20 protein-coding genes are annotated in these 20,014 nt (G+C 68.5%); 5 read left to right on the forward strand and 15 right to left on the reverse strand.

The genetic code is table 11. The features are described from left to right. The first annotated feature begins 94 nt into the window (after positions 1-94). The 3 genes from tyrS to U4Y91_RS11660 are packed head-to-tail and all read left to right on the forward strand — an operon-like array spanning position 95 to position 2,480. Positions 95-1,336, forward strand: a complete 1,242-nt coding sequence (gene tyrS / locus U4Y91_RS11650) for a tyrosine--tRNA ligase (protein WP_321805185.1) — start codon at positions 95-97, stop codon at positions 1,334-1,336. Beyond that, the gene (gene dtd, locus U4Y91_RS11655) at positions 1,333-1,791 is read left to right on the forward strand and encodes a D-aminoacyl-tRNA deacylase (protein WP_006751891.1); all 459 of its coding nucleotides are present in this window, start codon (positions 1,333-1,335) and stop codon (positions 1,789-1,791) included. The genes tyrS and dtd overlap by 4 nt, the downstream gene beginning before the upstream one ends. Positions 1,792-1,814: 23 nt before the next feature. Then, positions 1,815-2,480: a histidine phosphatase family protein gene (locus tag U4Y91_RS11660; protein WP_321805186.1), complete on the forward strand. Its 666-nt coding sequence runs from the start codon at positions 1,815-1,817 to the stop codon at positions 2,478-2,480. Between the two features lie 41 nt (positions 2,481-2,521). Here U4Y91_RS11660 and U4Y91_RS11665 read toward each other — a convergent pair whose 3' ends face one another. From U4Y91_RS11665 to U4Y91_RS11705, 9 genes are all read right to left on the reverse strand, one after another. Next, positions 2,522-3,475, reverse strand: a complete 954-nt coding sequence (locus U4Y91_RS11665; RefSeq protein WP_321805187.1) for an oxygenase MpaB family protein — start codon at positions 3,473-3,475, stop codon at positions 2,522-2,524. A 24-nt stretch (positions 3,476-3,499) separates the two neighbouring features. Next, positions 3,500-4,567, reverse strand: a complete 1,068-nt coding sequence (ruvB, locus tag U4Y91_RS11670; protein ID WP_321805188.1) for a Holliday junction branch migration DNA helicase RuvB — start codon at positions 4,565-4,567, stop codon at positions 3,500-3,502. A gap of 108 nt (positions 4,568-4,675) precedes the next feature. Next, entirely contained in the window at positions 4,676-5,257 is a 582-nt protein-coding gene (ruvA, locus tag U4Y91_RS11675) for a Holliday junction branch migration protein RuvA (RefSeq protein ID WP_044848281.1), read from the reverse strand. Positions 5,258-5,470: 213 nt separating this feature from the next. Beyond that, positions 5,471-6,013: a crossover junction endodeoxyribonuclease RuvC gene (gene ruvC / locus U4Y91_RS11680; protein WP_321805189.1), complete on the reverse strand. Its 543-nt coding sequence runs from the start codon at positions 6,011-6,013 to the stop codon at positions 5,471-5,473. A gap of 151 nt (positions 6,014-6,164) precedes the next feature. Next, positions 6,165-7,730: a bifunctional phosphoribosylaminoimidazolecarboxamide formyltransferase/IMP cyclohydrolase gene (gene purH, locus U4Y91_RS11685; RefSeq protein WP_321805190.1), complete on the reverse strand. Its 1,566-nt coding sequence runs from the start codon at positions 7,728-7,730 to the stop codon at positions 6,165-6,167. A 44-nt stretch (positions 7,731-7,774) separates the two neighbouring features. Further along, entirely contained in the window at positions 7,775-8,008 is a 234-nt protein-coding gene (locus U4Y91_RS11690; protein WP_006476892.1) for a Fis family transcriptional regulator, read from the reverse strand. Beyond that, positions 8,005-9,072, reverse strand: a complete 1,068-nt coding sequence (gene dusB / locus U4Y91_RS11695) for a tRNA dihydrouridine synthase DusB (protein WP_321805191.1) — start codon at positions 9,070-9,072, stop codon at positions 8,005-8,007. Before dusB ends, U4Y91_RS11690 begins: the two co-directional genes overlap by 4 nt. A 143-nt stretch (positions 9,073-9,215) precedes the next feature. Next, on the reverse strand, positions 9,216-10,403 hold the full coding sequence (locus U4Y91_RS11700) for a UbiH/UbiF/VisC/COQ6 family ubiquinone biosynthesis hydroxylase (RefSeq protein ID WP_321805192.1): 1,188 nt from the start codon (positions 10,401-10,403) through the stop codon (positions 9,216-9,218). A gap of 201 nt (positions 10,404-10,604) precedes the next feature. Continuing rightward, on the reverse strand, positions 10,605-12,002 hold the full coding sequence (locus tag U4Y91_RS11705) for an aminopeptidase P N-terminal domain-containing protein (protein ID WP_321805193.1): 1,398 nt from the start codon (positions 12,000-12,002) through the stop codon (positions 10,605-10,607). 187 nt (positions 12,003-12,189) lie between these two features. Between U4Y91_RS11705 and U4Y91_RS11710 the strand changes: the two genes are divergently transcribed. After that, on the forward strand, positions 12,190-12,801 hold the full coding sequence (locus U4Y91_RS11710) for a glutathione S-transferase family protein (RefSeq protein WP_321805341.1): 612 nt from the start codon (positions 12,190-12,192) through the stop codon (positions 12,799-12,801). A 94-nt stretch (positions 12,802-12,895) separates the two neighbouring features. On the opposite strand, the gene U4Y91_RS11715 is transcribed toward U4Y91_RS11710, so the two are convergent. The 4 genes from U4Y91_RS11715 to U4Y91_RS11730 form a co-directional block, all read right to left on the reverse strand. After that, the gene (locus U4Y91_RS11715) at positions 12,896-14,515 is read right to left on the reverse strand and encodes an FMN-binding glutamate synthase family protein (RefSeq protein WP_321805194.1); all 1,620 of its coding nucleotides are present in this window, start codon (positions 14,513-14,515) and stop codon (positions 12,896-12,898) included. A gap of 118 nt (positions 14,516-14,633) precedes the next feature. Further along, positions 14,634-15,803 carry a tRNA 2-thiouridine(34) synthase MnmA gene (mnmA, locus tag U4Y91_RS11720; protein WP_321805195.1) on the reverse strand — a complete coding sequence of 390 codons (1,170 nt, stop codon included), beginning with the start codon at positions 15,801-15,803 and terminating at the stop codon, positions 14,634-14,636. Beyond that, positions 15,800-16,309 (reverse strand): NUDIX hydrolase, encoded by a 510-nt coding sequence (locus U4Y91_RS11725; RefSeq protein WP_321805196.1) that lies wholly within the window; start codon positions 16,307-16,309, stop codon positions 15,800-15,802. Before U4Y91_RS11725 ends, mnmA begins: the two co-directional genes overlap by 4 nt. Before the next feature lie 307 nt (positions 16,310-16,616). Further along, positions 16,617-17,537, reverse strand: coding sequence for a LysR family transcriptional regulator (locus tag U4Y91_RS11730; RefSeq protein ID WP_321805197.1), 921 nt, complete (start codon positions 17,535-17,537; stop codon positions 16,617-16,619). A gap of 80 nt (positions 17,538-17,617) precedes the next feature. Between U4Y91_RS11730 and U4Y91_RS11735 the strand changes: the two genes are divergently transcribed. After that, entirely contained in the window at positions 17,618-18,541 is a 924-nt protein-coding gene (locus U4Y91_RS11735; protein WP_321805198.1) for a carbon-nitrogen hydrolase family protein, read from the forward strand. Positions 18,542-18,805: 264 nt separating this feature from the next. Here the strand turns inward: U4Y91_RS11735 and U4Y91_RS11740 are convergent, their stop codons facing one another. Both U4Y91_RS11740 and U4Y91_RS11745 read right to left on the reverse strand, forming a co-directional pair. After that, entirely contained in the window at positions 18,806-19,492 is a 687-nt protein-coding gene (locus tag U4Y91_RS11740; RefSeq protein ID WP_044848271.1) for a helix-turn-helix transcriptional regulator, read from the reverse strand. A 73-nt stretch (positions 19,493-19,565) separates the two neighbouring features. Continuing rightward, positions 19,566-19,976 carry a VOC family protein gene (locus U4Y91_RS11745; protein ID WP_044848270.1) on the reverse strand — a complete coding sequence of 137 codons (411 nt, stop codon included), beginning with the start codon at positions 19,974-19,976 and terminating at the stop codon, positions 19,566-19,568. Positions 19,977-20,014 lie beyond the last annotated feature (38 nt).

The following is a 20,014-nucleotide window of genomic DNA, read 5'->3' on the forward strand; positions in this document are numbered from 1 at the left end:
CGCCCGATTATCCGCGCAACCTGACGCGTCGTTAAGCGATGCACGCGCAAGTTATGGGAAAATCCCTGTCTTTGCGACATTCTTCCCGGCACCGATGAGCACCGAATCCAGTTCCAAGCCCGTTTTCCCGATCACCGACGAAGTCCGCCATGCGCTCGCCGTCACGAAGCGCGGCGTCGACGAGCTGCTGATCGAGGAAGAGTTCGCGCAGAAGCTCGCGCGCAGCGCGGCCACCGGCACGCCGTTGCGTATCAAGCTCGGCCTCGACCCGACCGCACCCGACATCCACATCGGCCATACGGTCGTGCTGAACAAGATGCGTCAGCTGCAGGACCTCGGCCACACGGTCATCTTCCTGATCGGCGATTTCACGTCGCAGATCGGCGACCCGTCGGGCCGCAACGCGACGCGCCCGCCGCTCACGCGCGAGCAGATCGAATCGAACGCGAAGACCTACTTCGAGCAGGCCGCGCTCGTGCTCGACCGCGACAAGACCGAGATCCGCTACAACAGCGAATGGTCGATGCCGCTCGGCGCGGACGGGATGATCAAGCTCGCGTCGCGCTACACGGTCGCGCGGATCCTCGAGCGCGAGGATTTCACGAAGCGCTTCCAGGGCGGCGTGCCGATCTCGATCCACGAATTCCTGTACCCGCTGATGCAGGGCTACGACTCGGTCGCGCTGAACGCCGACCTCGAGCTCGGCGGCACCGACCAGAAGTTCAACCTGCTGGTCGGCCGCGAACTGCAGAAGCAGTACGGCCAGGAACAGCAGTGCATTCTCACGATGCCGCTGCTCGAAGGCCTCGACGGCGTCGAGAAGATGTCGAAGTCGAAGGGCAACTATGTCGGCATCAGCGAGCAGCCGAACGACATGTTCGGCAAGCTGATGAGCATCTCGGACACGCTGATGTGGCGTTACTTCGAGCTGCTGTCGTTCCGCAGCATCGAAGAAATCGCCGGCTTCAAGCGCGATGCCGAAGGCGGCCGCAACCCGCGCGACTTCAAGGTGCTGCTCGCGCAGGAAATCGTCGCGCGCTTCCACTCGCAGGCCGATGCCGAGCGTGCGCTGGAGGACTTCAACCACCGCGCGAAGGGCGGCGTGCCGGACGACATCCCGTCGGTCACGCTCGCGGGCGCGCCGCTCGCGATCGGCCAGCTGCTGAAGCAGGCGGGCCTCGTGCCGTCGACGAGCGAAGCGCTGCGCAACATCGAGCAGGGCGGCGTGAAGATCGACGGCGCGACCGTCTCCGACAAGGGGCTGAAGGTCGAGGCCGGCGAATTCGTCGTGCAGGTTGGCAAGCGCCGCTTCGCGCGCGTCACGCTGACCGCATGATCGCGCTGATCCAGCGCGTGAAGCGCGCCGACGTGCGCGTCGGCGACCGCACGACGGGCGAGATCGGCGCAGGGCTGCTCGCGCTCGTCTGCGCGGAGCGCGGCGACACCGAAGCCGCGGCCGACAAACTGCTCGCGAAGCTGCTCGGCTATCGCGTGTTCAGCGATGCCGCGGGCAAGATGAACCTGCCGGTGTCGAACATCGACGGCGCGGGCGGCGCCGGCGGCCTGCTGCTCGTGTCGCAGTTCACGCTCGCGGCGGACACCAACAGCGGGCTGCGGCCGAGCTTCACGCCGGCCGCACCGCCCGACGAAGGCGCGCGCCTGTTCGACTATTTCGTCGCGGCCGCGCGCGAGCGTCATCCGGTCGTCGAGACGGGCGAGTTCGGCGCCGACATGCAGGTGTCGCTCGTCAACGATGGCCCCGTGACGTTCTGGCTGCAAGTGCGGCCCTGATTCATTCCCGGAGACGCGCCGCGATGGCCACCACGCAGATTCTCTTCATTCGCCATGGCGAGACGGCCTGGAACCGCATCAAGCGCATCCAGGGCCATATCGACATTCCGCTGGCCGACACGGGGCTCGCGCAGGCGCAGCGGCTGGCCGTCCGGCTCGCGCGGGACGCGCGCGAAGGACAGCGGATCGACGCGATCTATTCGAGCGACCTGATGCGCGCGCAACAAACCGCGCAACCCTTTGCCGATGCGCTCGGGCTGCCGCTGCAGTTGCGCGAAGGGTTGCGCGAACGCGCGTACGGCGTGTTCCAGGGGCATGACAGCACCGAGATCGAGATGCTGTTTCCGGACGCCTACGCCGCGTGGCAGACGCGCGACCCGGGCTTCGCGCCCGACGGCGGCGAGTCGCAGCGCGAGCTCTATCATCGCGTGCTGCATGCGCTCGAGCCGATCGTCGCCGCGCATCCGGGCGACCGGATCGCGTGTGTCGCACACGGCGGCGTGCTCGACTGCGTGTACCGCTTTGCAAACGGTATCGACCTGTCGGCGCCGCGCAGCTATCAGCTGCTCAACACGAGCATCAACGTCGTCGATTACGTCGATGGTCGCGCGCAGGTCGTGCAATGGGCCGACGTGTCGCACCTGGACGCCGCGAGCGACGACGATGACGGGTATCGCAAGGTACTCTGATCCGGTCGTACCGGCTCCACCCCGGCGGAAGAAGCCGATCGTCAGGCGGGCGGGGTACCGTCGGGCGGTGTCGCGGTGGCGCGGCGGCGTGCGCGCTTCGACGCGCCGTTGACGAGCGCCCAGCGCAGCACGGGCGCGACTGCCCGCACACCGGGCCGGACCACCGCGCGTCGCAGCGGCGCGAACGTCGACACGTCGAGCATGCGCTGCGCCCAGGGCGGCAGCAGGTCGATTCCCGCATGCATGATCAGCGACGCGGCCGGTCGCAGCGCGGGCGTTGCGACCGGCACGTTCAGCAGGATGTCCATGACCTCGAAGGTGTGCGGCCCGGCTTCGAGTTCGGGCAGCATGCGCGCGAAATAGGCCGCTACCTCGGCGCGTGAACGGGGCACATCCCGGGCGCCGAGCAACTCCGCGATCAATGCCGTTTCAGCGTAGTAGCCGTCCTGCAGCTCGCCCGACAGCGACGGATTCACATAGCGCAAATGCGCAGCGAGGAAGCTCGAAACTTCCGCGACATGCACCCAGGTCAGCAACGCCGGATCGTCGGCTCGATACGGCCGGCCGTCGGGCGCGGTGCCCGATATGCGCGCGTGGATCGTTTTCACGCGCTCGATGAGCGCGAGTGCGTCCGCGCGGCTGCCGAACGTCGTGCCCGTGATGAACGTGGCGGTGCGCCGCAAGCGGCCGAGGATGTCGGTGCGAAACGACGAGTGATCCCAGACGCCCGCGAGCGCGAGCGGATGGAGCGCCTGCAGCAGCAGCGCGGCAATGCCGCCCGTCATCATCGACGTGAAATCGGCATGCACGCGCCAGCAGATCGCGTCGGGGCCGAACAGCCCCGGGTCTCCGGGCGGCGATGAGAGATCGATAGACGGACCGCCGCCGCCCGTCGTCAGGTGCGTGATGCCGGCCACGAGCCGCTTGCGGATCGGTTCGACCCAGCGCGGGCCCGGTGTGGGCGAGGCGCGGTGCGGGCTGGGCGGCGTGGTCATGGCGAGCTTGGCGCGGGCAGCGGGTTACTTCCCGTCGGCGGTATCCCACATCCCGCGTTCGGGGTTGCCGGCATCGGGCGCGGAGAGCCCGAAGTGGCGATACGTGAGCAGCGTCGCGATGCGCCCGCGCGGCGTGCGCTGCAGGAAGCCCTGCTGGATCAGGTACGGTTCGAGCACGTCCTCGATCGTGTCGCGCTCCTCGCCGATCGCCGCCGCGAGGTTGTCGATGCCGACCGGGCCGCCGTCGAACTTGTGCAGGATCGCCTCGAGCAGTTTGCGGTCCATCAGGTCGAAGCCGACCGGATCGACGTCGAGCATCGCGAGCGCGGCGTCGGCGACGGCCGCGGTGATCTGGCCGTCGGCCTTCACTTCCGCGTAGTCGCGCACGCGGCGCAGCAGCCGGTTCGCGATCCGTGGCGTGCCGCGCGAGCGCTTCGCGATCTCCAGCGCGCCGTGCGGATCGATCTGCGCGTTCAGGAGCGACGCCGAGCGCCGCACGATGCGCGACAACTGCTCGGCATCGTAGAACTCGAGGCGCGCGACGATCCCGAAGCGATCGCGCAGCGGGTTGGTCAGCATCCCCGCACGCGTGGTCGCGCCGACCAGCGTGAACGGCTGCAGGTCGAGCTTCACGCTGCGCGCGGCCGGCCCTTCGCCGATCATGATGTCGATCTGGTAATCCTCGAGCGCCGGATACAGGATTTCCTCGACGACCGGCGACAGCCGGTGGATCTCGTCGATGAACAGCACGTCGTTCGCTTCGAGGTTGGTCAGCAGCGCGGCGAGATCGCCCGCGCGTTCGAGCACGGGGCCCGACGTCTGGCGCAGGTTCACGCCCATCTCGCGCGCGATGATGTGCGCGAGGGTGGTCTTGCCGAGGCCCGGCGGCCCGAACAGCAGCACGTGGTCGAGCGGCTCGGCGCGGCGCTTCGCGGCCTCGATGAAGATCTCGAGCTGGCCGCGCACCTTTTCCTGGCCGACGTAGTCGTCGAGCTGGCGCGGCCGCAGCGCGCGTTCGAACACCTCCTCGTGCGACGAGGCGGGCGTGGCGGCGATGATCCGCTCGGCGGCGAGTTTGTCGGTTTCAATCATGCGGCCATTGTACCGCGCGCCGTCACGCGGCCGAACTGGCCGAGCGGCCGACTGGCGCGTGCCGCGCGACGGCGCGACACTGGCTCCGACAGCCGGCTCGGGCGGCCGTTACACCTTCGACAGTGCCTTGAGCGCGAGTTTGATGCCTTCGGACACGCCGGTGCCGGCCGGCACGTTCTTGATCGCGGCGAGGCCTTCCTTTTCGGAATAGCCGAGCGCGAGCAGCGCGTTGAGGATGTCGGTCGCGTGGTCGGACTGGGACGCGGCGCCGGCGAGCGCGCCGAGGTCCGCGCCCAGCTTGCCCTTCAGCTCGAGCAGCAGGCGCTCGGCGGTCTTCTTGCCGATGCCGGGCAGGCGCGTGAGACGCGCGGCGTCCTGCATCGTCACCGCCTGCGCGAGCTCCTGCACGCTCATGCCGGACAGCACGGCCAGCGCCATGCGCGCGCCGATGCCGGTGATCTTCAGCAGTTCGCGGAAGGTCGTGCGCTCCTGCGGCGTCAGGAAGCCGTACAGCAGGTGCGCGTCCTCGCGCACGATCTGCTGCGTGAGCAGCACGACGCGCTCGCCCGTTTGCGGCAGGTTGTAGAAGGTGCTCATCGGTACGTCGATTTCGTAGCCGACGCCGTTGCAGTCGACGAGCAGGTGAGGCGGATTCTTTTCGAGCAGGATGCCGGCGATGCGACCGATCATGGATGGCGGGATGCGAGGAAGAAAGCGCGAGTGTAGCGCAGGTGCGGCGCGATGCCGATGGGTTGGCCGTCAGGCCAGGGCGCCGCGCGGCGCGTGCGCGACGCGGGGCGATCAGGCGATCAGGCGGGCGGGTAGGCAGGCAGGACGGTGGCAGGCGCAATGCGCGCGATGCGGGTGGCCGCGCGCCGCGCCGAAGGGATGCGTGCCGTCGCGTCAGCCGACGAGCCGTCCGCGCCGCACGCGCAGCCCCCTTTTCGCGAGCGCCGGCGCGAGGCCGCTGATCGTGCCGAGCGTATTGCCGCTGTGCGCGTGGCAGATCGCCATCCCGAGCGCGTCGGCCGCGTCGCTTCCGGGCTGGCCGGTCAGGTTGAGCAGCCTCGTGACCATCTCCTGCATCTGCGACTTGGTCGCGCGGCCGTAACCGACGACCGCCTGCTTCAGTTGCAGCGCGGTGTATTCCGCCACCGGCAGGCCGCCGGAGACGAGCCCGCAGATCGCGGCACCGCGCGCCTGGCCGAGCAGCAGCGTCGACTGCGGGTTCACGTTCACGAACACCTGTTCGATCGCGGCCTGGTCGGGCGCGTGTTCACGCACGAGCGTCGATACGCCCTGGAAGATCGTGCCGAGCCGGGTGGCCAGGTCGGCCGTGGGCGTGCGGATCACGCCGCTTGCGACATAGGCGAGCCGGTGGCCGCTGACGTCGATGACGCCGAAGCCGGTGACGCGCAGGCCGGGGTCGATGCCGAGAATTCGCATGAGTGAGGAGAAAAACCTGATGCCGCGATACTACAACGAATGGTGCGCGGGGCCGGCCGCGCAGCTGCGTGCGCCGGCGCCGCGCAATAAAAAACCCGGCGGGGATGATGCCGCCGGGTCTTCGTGCGGCGGCCGCGCGGGCCGCGTGCGATCAGTGACGGAAGTGGCGCACGCCCGTCAGGATCATCGCGATGCCGTGCTCGTCGGCCGCCGCGATCACTTCGTCGTCGCGCATCGAGCCGCCCGGCTGGATCACGCAGGTCGCGCCTGCCGCCACGACGACGTCGAGACCGTCGCGGAACGGGAAGAACGCATCCGACGCGACGGCCGAGCCGGCCAGCGTGAGGCCCGCGTTCTGCGCCTTGATGCTCGCGATGCGTGCCGAATCGACGCGGCTCATCTGGCCTGCGCCGACGCCGAGCGTCATGCCGTTGCCGCAGAACACGATCGCGTTCGACTTCACGTACTTCGCGACGCGCCATGCGAACAGCAGGTCGTCCATTTCCTTCGCGGTCGGTTGACGCTTCGTGACGACGCGCAGCTCGCTCGGCTGCACGTTCTTCGAATCGAGCGACTGCACGAGCAGGCCGCCGCCCACGCGCTTCAGGTCGAACGCGTTATGGCCGTCGCCGAGCGCGATTTCGAGCAGGCGCACGTTCTGCTTCGCGGCGAACACCTGCTTCGCGGCGTCCGTGAACGACGGCGCGATCAGCACTTCGACGAACTGCTTGGCCACCGCCTGTGCGGCCGTCTCGTCGACTTCGCGGTTGAACGCGATGATGCCGCCGAATGCCGATGTCGGGTCGGTCTGGAATGCCTTCGCGTATGCGTCGGCCGAGTCGTTGCCGACCGCGACGCCGCACGGGTTCGCGTGCTTGATGATCACGCAGGCCGGCGCGTCGAACGTCTTCACGCATTCCCACGCCGCGTCCGAATCCGCGATGTTGTTGTACGACAGTTCCTTGCCCTGCAACTGGCGGTAGTTCGCCAGTGCGCCGGCCGGCGCCGCGAGGTCGCGGTAGAACGCCGCGCTCTGGTGCGGGTTCTCGCCGTAGCGCAGGTCCTGCACCTTGTCGAACGCGATGTTCAGCGTGGCCGGGTATGCGCTGCGCGATGCGTGCTGCAGCTCGTCGGTCAGGCTCGTCAGGTAGTTCGTGATCGCGCCGTCGTATTGCGCGGTGTGCGCGAACACCTTGGTCGCGAGGCGGAAGTTGGTCGCATAGCCGATCGCGTTGCCGTTCGCCTTCATTTCGTCGAGCACGACCGCGTAGTCGGCCGGGTCGACGACGACCGTCACGTCGCGGTGGTTCTTCGCGGCCGAGCGCAGCATCGTCGGGCCGCCGATGTCGATGTTCTCGATCGCGTCGGCGAGCGTGCAGTCGTCCTTCGCGATCGTCGCGACGAACGGATACAGGTTCACGACCAGCAGGTCGATCGTCGGGATGCCGTGCTGCTCCAGCGCCTGCATGTGCTCGGGCAGGTCGCGGCGGGCGAGGATGCCGCCGTGCACCTTCGGGTGGAGCGTCTTCACGCGCCCATCGAGCATTTCCGGGAAGCCCGTGTAGTCAGCGACTTCGGTCACGGGCAGGCCCGCGTCGGCGAGGAGTTTCGCGGTGCCGCCGGTCGACAGCAGTTTGACGCCGAGGTCGGACAGCGACTTCGCGAAGTCGACGATGCCGGTCTTGTCGGAAACGGAAATGAGCGCTTGCTTGATCATGATGGAACCACCAATAGCCAGGGAAACGGGGACGGGACGGCCGCCTACAGCAGGCCGTGCTGCTGCAGCTTCTTGCGCAGCGTATTGCGATTGATGCCGAGGTACTCCGCGGCGAGCGACTGGTTGCCGCCGGCCTGTACGAGCACGACCTCGAGCATCGGCTTTTCGACGCAGGACATCACCATTTCATAGACGTCGTGCGGATTGGAGCCGTCTAGATCCCGGAAATACACGTCCAGGCTCTCGCGGACACATTGTTCGATGTTGTGCTTGCTCATGCTGCTAACTGGTTATGGTCGTCCGACTCGCCCTGGCCGTTTTCCTCTTCGTCATCGACGTAGACGAGGTGGTCCGACAGCGCCTTTTGCGCCTCGAAGAATGCATTGACGGCGGCGAGCTGCTCGCGGGAGGAATCGAGCGTGTTCATCCTGTGCCGGAACCCGTTGGCACCGGAAAGGCCGCGAGTGTACCAGCCGATGTGCTTGCGCGCAGTACGGACGCCCGTGAATTCACCATAGAACGCGTAGTGGTCTTCCAGGTGTTCGTTCATCACCTGCTGGATCTCGTCGATCCGCGGCGGGGGCAGCAGCTCGCCGGTTTGCAGGAAATGATCGATTTCACGGAACAGCCACGGCCGGCCTTGCGCGGCGCGACCGATCATCAGGGCGTCGGCGCCGGTGGCGTCGAGCACGGCCTTCGCTTTCGCCGGCGACGTGATATCGCCGTTCGCGACGACCGGGATGCGCACGGCCGCCTTCACGGCCGCGATCGTGTCGTATTCCGCGTCGCCGCGGTAGAGGTCGGCGCGCGTGCGGCCGTGCACGGTCAGCATCGAGACGCCGGCCGCCTCGGCGAGGCGCGCGACCGTGATCGCGTTCTTGTGCTCGCGATCCCAGCCGGTGCGGATCTTCAGCGTGACGGGCACCGCATCCGGCCCCGTGCCGACCGCCGCGACGACGGCCTCGACGATCCGCTGCACGAGCGGCTCGTTCTGCAGCAGCGCGGAGCCGGCCGCGACGTTGCAGACCTTCTTCGCCGGGCAGCCCATGTTGATGTCGATGATCTGCGCGCCGTTGTCGACGTTGTAGCGGGCCGCTTCGGCCATCATCGCCGGATCGGCGCCGGCGATCTGCACCGCGATCGGCTCGACTTCGCCTTCGTGGTTCGCCCGTCGCATCGTCTTCGCGCTCTTCCACAGCTGCGCATTGGACGCGACCATCTCGGACACGGCGTACCCGGCCCCCAGCCGCTTGCACAGCTGGCGGAACGGACGATCCGTCACGCCGGCCATCGGGGCGACGAACAGGTTGTTACGCAATACGTGAGAGCCGATAACGGGCATCGCAATGGCACCGCCCGCGAGCGCCGGGCGTCGCGGGCAAAAAAGGGCAGAGGGAAAACAGCTATTTTACCGTATTCCCATGCCCCGCCGATTTGACCCGGTTTGCGCGGCCTGACGGCGCGCAACGCGCGGCGCGCCGCGTGTCAGTCGCGCTGGCCGAACATCATCTGGCGTGCGATCGCCTTCTTGAGTGGCGGCACGAATTCGAGCGCGGTGAGCGCCGCGCCGCGCAGCAGCGGAAGGGGTCCGGCGTCGACGGTAAACAGGCGCGCGAGCGTGTCCGTCGCGCCGATCGTGAAGCGCCGGTCGAGCGCGCGCCGTGCGTTGAAGGTGGCGAGCGCGGTCGCTTCGAAGCCCTGCGTGGACAGCGCGTCGACGAGCGTGTGCGCATCGCGCAGCCCGAGGTTGAGCCCCTGGCCGGCGACCGGATGCAGCGTTTGCGCGGCGTTGCCGACGATCGCGATGCGCCCGTTGACGAGCGTCTGCGCCGCGTTCAGCCCGAGCGGGAACGATGCGCGCCCCGCGATCGCGACGAACTGGCCCATCCGCTCGCCGAATGCAGCGCCGAGTTCGCGCAGGAACGCGTCGTCGGGAAGGGCGGCACGGCGGGCCGCCTCGTCGGGCGTGCAGCACCACACGAGCGAATACTCGGCCTGGCGCGGGCCACCGAGCGGCAGCAGCGCGAGCGGGCCTTCGTGCGTGAAGCGCTCCCAGGCGACGTTCGGGCGCGGTGCCGAGACGGTGACCGTGCCGACGATCGCGGTCTGGCCATAGTCGCGGCGATGCTTGCCGGTATCGGCCTGCTGTTCGTGGAACAGCCCGCCTTCGGCGTTGATGACGATGCGCGCGCGCAGCGTGCGCTCGCCTTGCGGGCCGTCGAGCGTCAGCGTGACGCCGTCGGCGTCCTGTTGCGGCGTGCGTGCGGTGGTCGAGGTGAGCCAGTCGACGCGCGTGCCGCGCACGGCCTGTGCGAGCGCCTGCACGATCGAGCCGTAGCGCACGACGTAGCCGAGCGCGGCGAGGTCGTGCTCGTCGCGGTCGATCAGCGTGCGGCCGAAATGGCCGCGCTGCGACACGTGGATGTGTTCGATCGGCGTCGCGTCGGCCGGCCATCCGAGCGTGTCGAGCAGCACGCGGCTGCCGTGCGACACGGCGATCGCGCGCGGGTCGTTCGCACTCGCGGCCGGCTCGCGCGCGTCGATCAGCGCGATCGACGCGTGCTGCGTTGCGCTGCGTCGGGCGAGCCAGCCGGCGAGCGCGAGCCCGACGGGGCCCGCGCCGACGATGGCGAGGTCATAGTCCGGCGTGGCCGGGGAGGAAGCGGTCGTCATCAGTGTTCGTGAAACGGGGTAACGGTCAACTGCGGGTCAACTGCGGGTCAACGGCAGATCAACAGCAGATCAACAGCAGATCAACAGCAGATCAACAGCAGATCAACAGCAGATCAACAGCAGATCAACAGCAGATCAACAGCAGATCAACACCGGGCCAACGGCGGCCCGGCATCGGCGCGATGGCAACCTGCGGCACGCTCACGCGCCGTGCGCCGCGCCCGCACGCATCAGCGCCTCGATCTCGTCGGCCGCCACCGGCACGTCGCGCGTGATCAGCTCGCAACCGTGCTCGTGCACGATCGCGTCGTCCTCGATGCGGATGCCGATGTTCCAGTATTCGGACGGCACGTCGTCGGCGGCCCGCACGTACAGGCCCGGCTCGACGGTGAGCGTCATGCCGGGTTTCAACGTGCGCCACGGCAGCGCGCCGTTGGCGTCGCGCGCGGCGAGCCGCTCGCGGTAGTCGCCGCAATCGTGCACGTCCATGCCGATCCAGTGGCCGGTGCGGTGCATGTAGAAGCGTGCGTACGCGCGCTCGGCGATTACGTCGTCGACGCTCGAGAAGCGCGTCTTCGGGACGATGCCGGTATCGAGCAGCCCTTGCGCCAGCACCCGCACGGCCGCGTCGTGCGGCGCCTCGAACGGCACGCCCGCGCGTGTCGCGTCGATCGCGGCCTGCTGCGCGGCGAGCACGATGTCGTACAGCGTGCGCTGCGCGGGCGAGAAGCGCCCGTTGGCCGGGAACGTGCGCGTGATGTCCGACGCGTAGCCGTCGAGTTCACACGCGGCATCGATCAGGATCAGGTCGCCGTCCCGCGCGGCCGCGTTGCCGGCCGGGTAGTGCAGCACGCACGCGTGCGCGCCGGCCGCGACGATCGAGCCGTACGCGGGCGCCTGCGCGCCATGCTTGCGGAACGTGTACAGCAGCTCGGCCTCGAGTTCGTACTCGCGGATCCCCGGGCGGCACACCTGCATCGCGCGACGGTGCGCGAGCGCGGAGATGTGTGCGGCACGCATCATGATCGCGAGTTCGTGTTCGTCCTTCACGAGCCGCATGTCGTCGAGCAGGGGCGTGAGGTCGAGCAGCGCGTCCGGTGCGGCGACGCCGCTGCGCGCCTGCGCGCGCACCGCATCGATCCAGCCGGCGAGCTGGCGGTCGAACTCGGCCGACGCGCCGAACCGGTAGTGCACGGTGCCCGCATCAGCGAGCAGGCGCGGCATCTCGGTGTCGATCACGTCGACCGCGTAGGCCGCGTCGAAGCCGAACGCATCGCGCGCGGCCTCGGGCCCGTAATGGAAACCTTCCCAGATCTCGCGGTCGGCATTCTTCGCGCGGCAGAACAGGATCGATTCCGGCGCGCCGTGCGACCCGGCCGCGTTCAGCACGAGCACGGCATCCGGCTCGGTGAAGCCCGTCAGGTAGTGGAAGTAGCTGTCATGCCGGTACGGAAAGGCCGTATCGCGGTTGCGCAGCATTTCCGGCGCGGTGGGAACGATGGCGACGCCGCCGCCCGCGGCGCGCAGTGCGGCAAGCACGCGTTCGCGGCGCTGGCGGTAGACGTCGACGGCGATGGCGGTATCGAGGGGCGCATTCATCGTGCGATTGTAGCGCCGCCGGACGCGGCGCGTGAGAGGCACGGCCGCAAGCCGCGCCGGACGGGGCTCGGCGGCGGCTGTTGCAAACCATCCACAGGCCGGACGGGCGATTTTCTATCGGGCCACGCCGGCCGGTTATGATCGGCGACAACGTATACTCTCGGCAGTTCCCTTAAAAAGGCAGATGATGAAATTAATCGGTTCGCTCAGCAGCCCGTACGTCCGAAAGGCGCGGATCGTGCTCGCTGAAAAGAAGATCGACTACAAGCTGGAGCTCGAGAACGTATGGGCGCCGGAGACGGATATTCATGCATCGAATCCGCTCGGCAAGGTCCCGTGTCTCGTGATGGAGGATGGTGCCGCGGTGTTCGATTCCCGCGTGATCTGCGAATACGTCGACACGCTGTCGCCGGTCGGCAAGCTGATTCCGCCGTCGGGGCGCGAACGGCTCGAAGTGCGGTGCTGGGAAGCGCTGGGCGACGGCGTGCTCGACGCGGCCGTGGCGATCCGTCTCGAACACACGCTGCGTGACGAAGCGCAGCGCAGCGCGAGCTGGATTGCGCGCCAGCAGCGCAAGATCGACGACGCGCTCGTCGCGATGTCGCAGGGCCTCGGCGGCAAGACGTGGTGCGTCGGTAATCATTACACGCTCGCTGACATCGCACTCGGCTGCGCGCTCGGCTACCTCGACTTCCGGGTGCCCGAACTCAACTGGCGCGACCGCCATCCGAACCTCGACAAGCATTTCGTGAAGCTGTCGCAGCGGCAGACGTTCGTCGACACGCTGCCGCAAGGCTGACCGGCCGCCGCCGGCGGATCGGGCAGACAAGAGAAAAGCGCCCCGCGGGGCGCTTTTCTTTTTGGCGAGCCGCCCGGCGGCGGGCGATCGCGCGTTACTCGATCGACGTGTAAACGGTTTCGCCGAGCACGAACGAATCGCTGCGTGCGATCGGCCACCACTTGTCGTACAGCGTATAGCCGCAGGTCTGGCCGTCGAGCAGCGCGCCGGGCTTCAGGTACTTCAGCAGCTGCGACATCAGCCGCACCTCGTGCGGCGCGACGCGCTGCACGATGTGATGCGCGCGCAGCTCGGACGGATGGCCGAGGCCGGCCGCCTGCACGAGTTCCTGCAGTGCGTGCAGCGTATTGCGGTGGAAGTTGTACACGCGCTCGGCCTTGTCGGGCACGACGAGCGCGCGCTGGCGCACCGGGTCCTGCGTCGCGACGCCGGTCGGGCAGCGGTCGGTGTGGCAATGCTGCGCCTGGATGCAGCCGACCGCGAACATGAAGCCGCGCGCCGAGTTCACCCAGTCCGCGCCGATCGCGAGCGTGCGGGCGATGTCGAACGCGGTGATGATCTTGCCGCTCGCGCCGAGCTTCACGCGATCGCGCACGCCGATCCCGACGAGCGTGTTGTGCACGAGCAGCAACCCTTCCTGCAGCGGCACGCCGACGTGGTCGGTGAATTCGAGCGGCGCCGCGCCGGTGCCGCCTTCCGCGCCGTCGACGACGATGAAGTCGGGCACGATGCCGGTCTCGAGCATCGCCTTCGCGATGCCGAAGAATTCCCACGGATGGCCGATGCACAGCTTGAAGCCGGTCGGCTTGCCGCCCGACAGCGTGCGCAGCCGGTCGACGAATTCGAGCAGCCCGCGCGGCGACGAGAATTGCGAGTGCGTCGCGGGCGAGATGCAGTCCTTGCCCATCGGCACGCCGCGCGTCTCGGCGATCTCGGGCGTGATCTTCGCGGCCGGCAGCACGCCGCCGTGGCCCGGCTTCGCGCCTTGCGACAGCTTGATCTCGATCATCTTGACCTGCGGATCGGCGGCCTGCTTCGCGAACTTGTCCGGGTTGAACGTGCCGTCCTCGTTGCGGCAGCCGAAGTAGCCGGACGCGATTTCCCAGATGATGTCGCCGCCGTTCTCGCGGTGGTACTTCGACAGCGAGCCTTCGCCGGTGTCGTGCGCGAACCCGCCTTTCTTCGCGCCGAGGTTCAGCGAGCGGATCGCGTTCGCGGACAGCGAGCCGAAGCTCATCGCCGAGATGTTGAAGATCGAGATGTCGTACGGCTGCGCGCGGTTCGCGCCGACCCGGATGCGGAAGTCGTGGTTCGGCAGCTTCGTCGGCGCGAGCGAGTGGCTGATCCATTCGTGCGCGACGGCCTTCACGTTCAGTTCGGTGCCGTACGGGCGATTGTCGGCGACGTTTTTCGCGCGCTGGTAGACGAGGCTGCGCTGCGCGCGCGAGAACGGTTTCTCGTCGGTGTCGTCCTCGACGAAGTACTGGCGGATTTCAGGCCGGATGAACTCGAACAGGAAGCGGAAATGGCCCCAGAGCGGGTAGTTGCGCAGGATCGCGTGACGGTCCTGGTTCAGGTCGTACAGGCCGACGGCGACGAGGGCGACGGGGATGATGATCCACAGCCAGGAAAGCACGTGGATCGACGCGAGTGCGGCCGCGGCAACGAGCAGCAGGACGGCGCACCACATCGCGAGGTAGCGTCTGGAAAGCATGGGGACTCCGTAAGAATCTTGAAATGCCGCCATGCGTACGCTGCGCGGCGGCGCACCGGCCGCGGCGGAATCGTGTTCCGCCGGGCGCGGCGTGCCGCAAGTCTAAACCGAATGGATGTCAGCGTGCTTCGGCGAGCGCGCCCGTGCGGGCTGCCGCCGGTGCCGGCGCCGTCTGGCCGGGCTGGCCGGTGGCCGCGAACTCGATGATGCCGCCGCCGAGGCAGATCTCGCCGTCGTACAGCACGGCCGACTGGCCGGGCGTGACGGCCCACTGCGCGTCGTCGAAGGCGAGCGAGAAGCGGGCTTCGCCGGCCGGGCCGGGTGCGGCGGCGCCGAACGCGCATGCCGCATCGGCCTGCCGGTAGCGCGTCTTCGCGCCGCACGCGAAGCCGTCGGCCGGCGGTTCGCCCGCGACCCAGCTCACGTTGCCGGCGACGAGCTCGCGCGACAGCAGCCACGGATGGTCGTGGCCCTGCACGACGTACAGCGTGTTCGACGCGATGTCCTTCGCCGCGACGAACCACGGCTCGCCGCTGCCGTCCTTGCTGCCGCCGAGGCCGATGCCCTTGCGCTGGCCGAACGTGTAGAACGCGAGGCCGATGTGCTCGCCGACCACCTTGCCGTCCGGCGTCTTCATCGGGCCGGGTTTCGTCGGAAGATAGCGGTTCAGGAAGTCGCGGAATGGCCGTTCGCCGATGAAGCAGATGCCGGTCGAGTCCTTCTTCTTCGCGTTCGGCAGGCCGATCTGCGCGGCGATCTCGCGCACCTTCGTCTTCGGCATCTCGCCGAGCGGGAACATCGTCTTCGACAGTTGCGCCTGGTTCAGCCGGTGCAGGAAGTACGACTGGTCTTTCGTATGATCGAATGCCTTCAGCAGTTCGAAGCGGCCGTCGCGCTCGCGCACGCGCGCGTAGTGGCCGGTCGCGATCATTTCCGCGTCGAGCGACATCGCGTGGTCGAGGAACGCCTTGAACTTGATCTCGGCGTTGCACAGCACGTCCGGGTTCGGCGTGCGGCCGGCCGAATATTCGCGCAGGAATTCGGCGAACACGCGGTCCTTGTATTCGGCCGCGAAGTTCACGGCTTCCACGTCGATGCCGATCAGGTCGGCCACCGACACCACGTCGATCCAGTCCTGGCGCGTCGAGCAGTATTCGCCGTCGTCGTCGTCTTCCCAGTTCTTCATGAACAGGCCGACCACGTCGTACCCCTGTTCCTTCAGCAGCCACGCGGTCACCGACGAATCGACGCCGCCCGACATGCCCACTACTACACGGCGCTTGCTCATTTGTTTACCGCCTGACGGTCGAATGCTTCGGGACGCGGCGCGACCGAATGCGTATGCACGAAATCGAGCGGAATGCGCCGCCCGGCCAGATAGTCGTCGACGCAGCGCATCACCGCGGGCGAGCGGTGACGCTCGCTGCATGCGCGCAGCTCGTCGGCGCTCATCCACAGCGTGCGGACGATGCCGTCGTCGAGCACGTGGCCCGGCAGCGGCTCGCCGGCCGTGCCGCAGAACGTGAAGCGCAGGTAGGTCGCGCCGGCGCTGCCGGGGCGGTCGTAGTGCGCGAGATAGACGCCGACGAGCGCATCGGGGACGAACGGATGCGCGGTTTCCTCGAGCGTCTCGCGGATCACGGCGTCGGCGAGCGTCTCGCCGGCCTCGAGATGGCCGGCCGGCTGGTTGATGCGCAGGCCCGTCGAGGTTTCTTCCTCGATCACGAGAAAGCGACCGGCACGCTCGACGAGCGCCGCGACGGTCACATGCGGGGTCCAGATTTCGGGTTTCATGGATCGGCATTTTACCGGTTGCGCCCGGACGCTGCCGGCCATTACGTTAGACGAATCCGACCCCGGTTGCTTTCGCCCGTCGCCCGTTCGATTGCAGGTCGAACGACATGTGCTGCATTCCGCACGGCGCGGCTCCTGAGCCGGACTACCGGCGGGCCGGGTGAATGGGGCGAAGCGGACGAAGGGGGCAAGCCGGACGAAGGGGGCAAACCGGACGAATGGGGCGAACCGGACGAATAGGGTGAACCGGACGAACGGGACGAACGGGATGAAAGCCCTTCACGGGGGCACGCCGTATCGCGCCCTTTTATGGCGCGACGATCGTCGCGACGCAGGCGGCGATCGTGTCCCGCACGCGCACGATCGCCGGGTCGCGCTGCGTGCTCGTGCGCCAGCCGATTTCCACCGGGTAGCGCGGCAGCTCGACCGGGCACGCGAGCGCGCGCAGCGACGTCGACTGCGCGATCGCGCGGGCCGCGTGCGCCGGTATCGTCGCGACCGCGTCGGAGCCGGCGAGCAGGTACGGTAGCGCCGCGAAATGCGTGGTCGACGCCGCGACGCGCCGCTTGTGGCCGAGCGCGGCCAGCGCCTCGTCGACGATCCCGATCACGCCGCCCGACGACACGAGCAGGTGATCGCGCTGCAGGAAATCGGCGAGCGCGAGCGTGCGCGGCGCGCGCGCCCGGCCGGCCGGATCGATCAGGCATGCGTAGCCGCCGGTCGCGATCGCGCGCCGGCTGAGCCCGTTCGCCGAGAACCCGCCCGACGCGATCGCGAGATCGACGCCGTGCCGCAGCAGCGCGTCGCCCGCAACGCCGCTGTGGGTCTGCCGGAAGATCAGCCGGATGCCCGCGGCTTCCCGCGCGACCGCGTCGATCAGCGCGCGGCCGAGCGCGATCTCGAAGTCGTCCGATAGCCCGATCGAGATCGTGCGGCCGACCCGCTCGCCGCTGTCGGCCGCGATCGCGAGGCTCGCGCGGCAGCGGTCGAGCGCGTCGGACAGGAGCGGCTTCAGCTCGTCCGCGCGCGGCGTCGGCGCGAGCCCGCGGCCGGTGCGCACGAACAGCGGGTCGGCGTAGATCACGCGCAGCCGCGCGAGCGCCGCGCTGACGGCCGACTGCGTGAGGCCGAGCCGCAGCGCCGCGCGGCTCGCGCCGCCTTCCTCGTACAGCGCCTCGAACACCTTCAGCAGGTTCAGGTCGAGCCCGGCGATATCATCCGTATTCATGTCAGTTATCGTTGTATCGATTTGATCGATGAAATGATATCGATAAAGATGGCGTCACCCCATTCACCGGAGACGTCTTCATGTCCACCTCAGTCATCGCCGCGCTGCAGATCGGCGCATCGCCCGCCGGCACGCGCGCCACGCTCGACACGATCCTCGGTTACGAAACCGCGATCCGCGACAGCGGCGCGTCGCTCGTCGTGCTGCCCGAGGCCGTGCTCGGCGGCTATCCGAAAGGCGAGATCTTCGGCACGCGGCTCGGCTACCGGCTGCCCGAGGGCCGCGACGCGTATGCGCGCTACGCCGCGCAGGCGATCGACGTGCCGGGCCCCGAAACCGACGAACTGGCCGCGCTGTCGCAGCGCACGGGCGCGAGCCTCGTGGTCGGCGTGATCGAGCGCGGCGGCAGCACGCTGTACTGCACGGCGCTGTTCTTCGATCCGCGCGACGGGCTCGTCGCGAAGCACCGCAAGCTGATGCCGACCGGCACCGAACGGCTGATCTGGGGGCAGGGCGACGGCTCGACGCTGCCGGTGGTCGACACGGCCGCGGGCCGCGCGGGCACCGCGATCTGCTGGGAGAACCACATGCCGCTGCTGCGCTGCGCGATGTATGCGAAAGGCGTGCAGATCTGGTGCGCGCCGACCGTCGACGAGCGCGACCTGTGGCAAAGCTCGATGCGGCACATCGCGCACGAGGGACGCTGCTTCGTCGTGAGCGCCTGCCAGGTGCAGCCGTCGCCGCGCGCGCTCGGCATCGACGTGCCGGGCTGGGATCCGGAGCGGCCGCTGATCCGCGGCGGCAGCGTGATTGTCGGGCCGCTCGGCGACCTGCTGACGGAACCGCTGATCGGCGAGGCCGGGCTCGTGACCGCGCGTATCGATACCGACGAACTCGTGCGCGCGCGTTACGACTTCGATGTGGTCGGGCACTATGCGCGCCCGGACGTGTTTTCGCTGCACGTCGACGAGCGGCCGAAGCGGTCGGTGGTGTTCGGCGAGTGACGGGTGCGACCGGGGCGCGGACGCCCCGGTGTACGAATGGCGGCGGGATGGCCTGACAGTCGGGCGGCCGGGCAGCCAGACGGACAGCCGGACAACCAGGTAGCCGAACAGCCGAACAGCCGAACAGCCGAACAGCCGAACAGCCGAATAGCCACGCAACCAGACAGCTGAACGGCCGAACGACCGGGCAACCAGACAGCCAGACAGTCGAACAGCCAGGTCGCGGTGCGGCATTCAGCGGGCAGCGGCCCGAGCCTACCCGCGTCAGCGCATCGGCGCTTCCGCGATCCGCATGTAGTCGGCGATCCGCCGGCCTTCCATGTCCGGAAACTGCTCGTGCACGGAGATGTCGCCCATCCGCGCGATGTCGAAGGTGCGGAAGTCGTCGCGCAGCTCGCACCATGCGCCGATCGTCCAGCGTCCGCCCCAGTAGACGAGCCCGAGCGGCCACACGCGGCGTTTCGTGTGCGCGCCGAGCCGGTCGCGGTAGTCGAAGCTGACGACGTGATGCGTGTCGACCGCCTGGTGGATCGCGTCGACCTTCGCGCAGAACGTCTCGTCGATGTGGAACGACGGCGCGAACACCGGCAGGCGATCGAGCGCGGTGCGCTTGTCGGCCGGCATCGCCGACGCGATCTTCGCGAGCGCCGAACGCGCGCCGCCTGCGAAGCGCGCGCCACCCCAGGTCTCGAGCATGCGCGCGCCGGCCGCGAGCGCCGCGAGCTCCTCGGCCGTGAACGTGAGCGGCGGCAGGCTGGCGTTGCGGTTCAGCCGGTAGCCGATGCCGGCTTCGCCTTCGATCGGCACGCCCGACAACTGCAGGTCGCGCACGTCGCGATAGACCGTGCGCGGCGACACCGACAGCCAGTCGGCGAGCTGCTGCGCGGTCGTGAGACGCCGCCCGCGCAGCAGCTCGGCGATCTGGAACAGGCGGTCGGCACGGCGCGTCATGGCTGCACCTCGACTCCAACGGCTACGGGGACTTCGCGATGATAGCGCCGCGCCGGCCGAAGGGTGGACGCGCTCAGTGGCATTTCGGCGCGTGCAGGCCGACGCGATTGCCCTCGGTGTCGATCAGGTAGCCGATGTAGCCGTAGTTGTTCGGCAACTCGACGACCGAGCCCTGCACGACGCCGCCCGCGCGCTTCGCGCGTTCGAGCGCCGCGACGACCGATTCGCCGGCGTTCAGGTAGACGAGCACGCCGTTCGCGCTCGGCTTCATCTGCTGCGGATCGAACACGATGCTGCCGCCCGTGCTCGACGCTTCGTGATCGAACATGGCCATCGGCACGCCGCCGATGACTTCGCGCTGCAGCGTCGTCTGCAGCACGGTTTCGTAGAAACGGATCGCCCGGTCGAAATCGAGGGACGGGATGTCGAACCACGCGATCGCGCGTTCCAGGGTTGCGGTGTCGGTTGCAGTTGCGGACGTCATGACGAGCTCCGTGTTGTTCGGGTTCTTGATGGAAACCA

The sequence above is a fragment of the Burkholderia sp. BCC1993 genome (genome assembly GCF_905339865.1).
Lineage (GTDB): Bacteria > Pseudomonadota > Gammaproteobacteria > Burkholderiales > Burkholderiaceae > Burkholderia.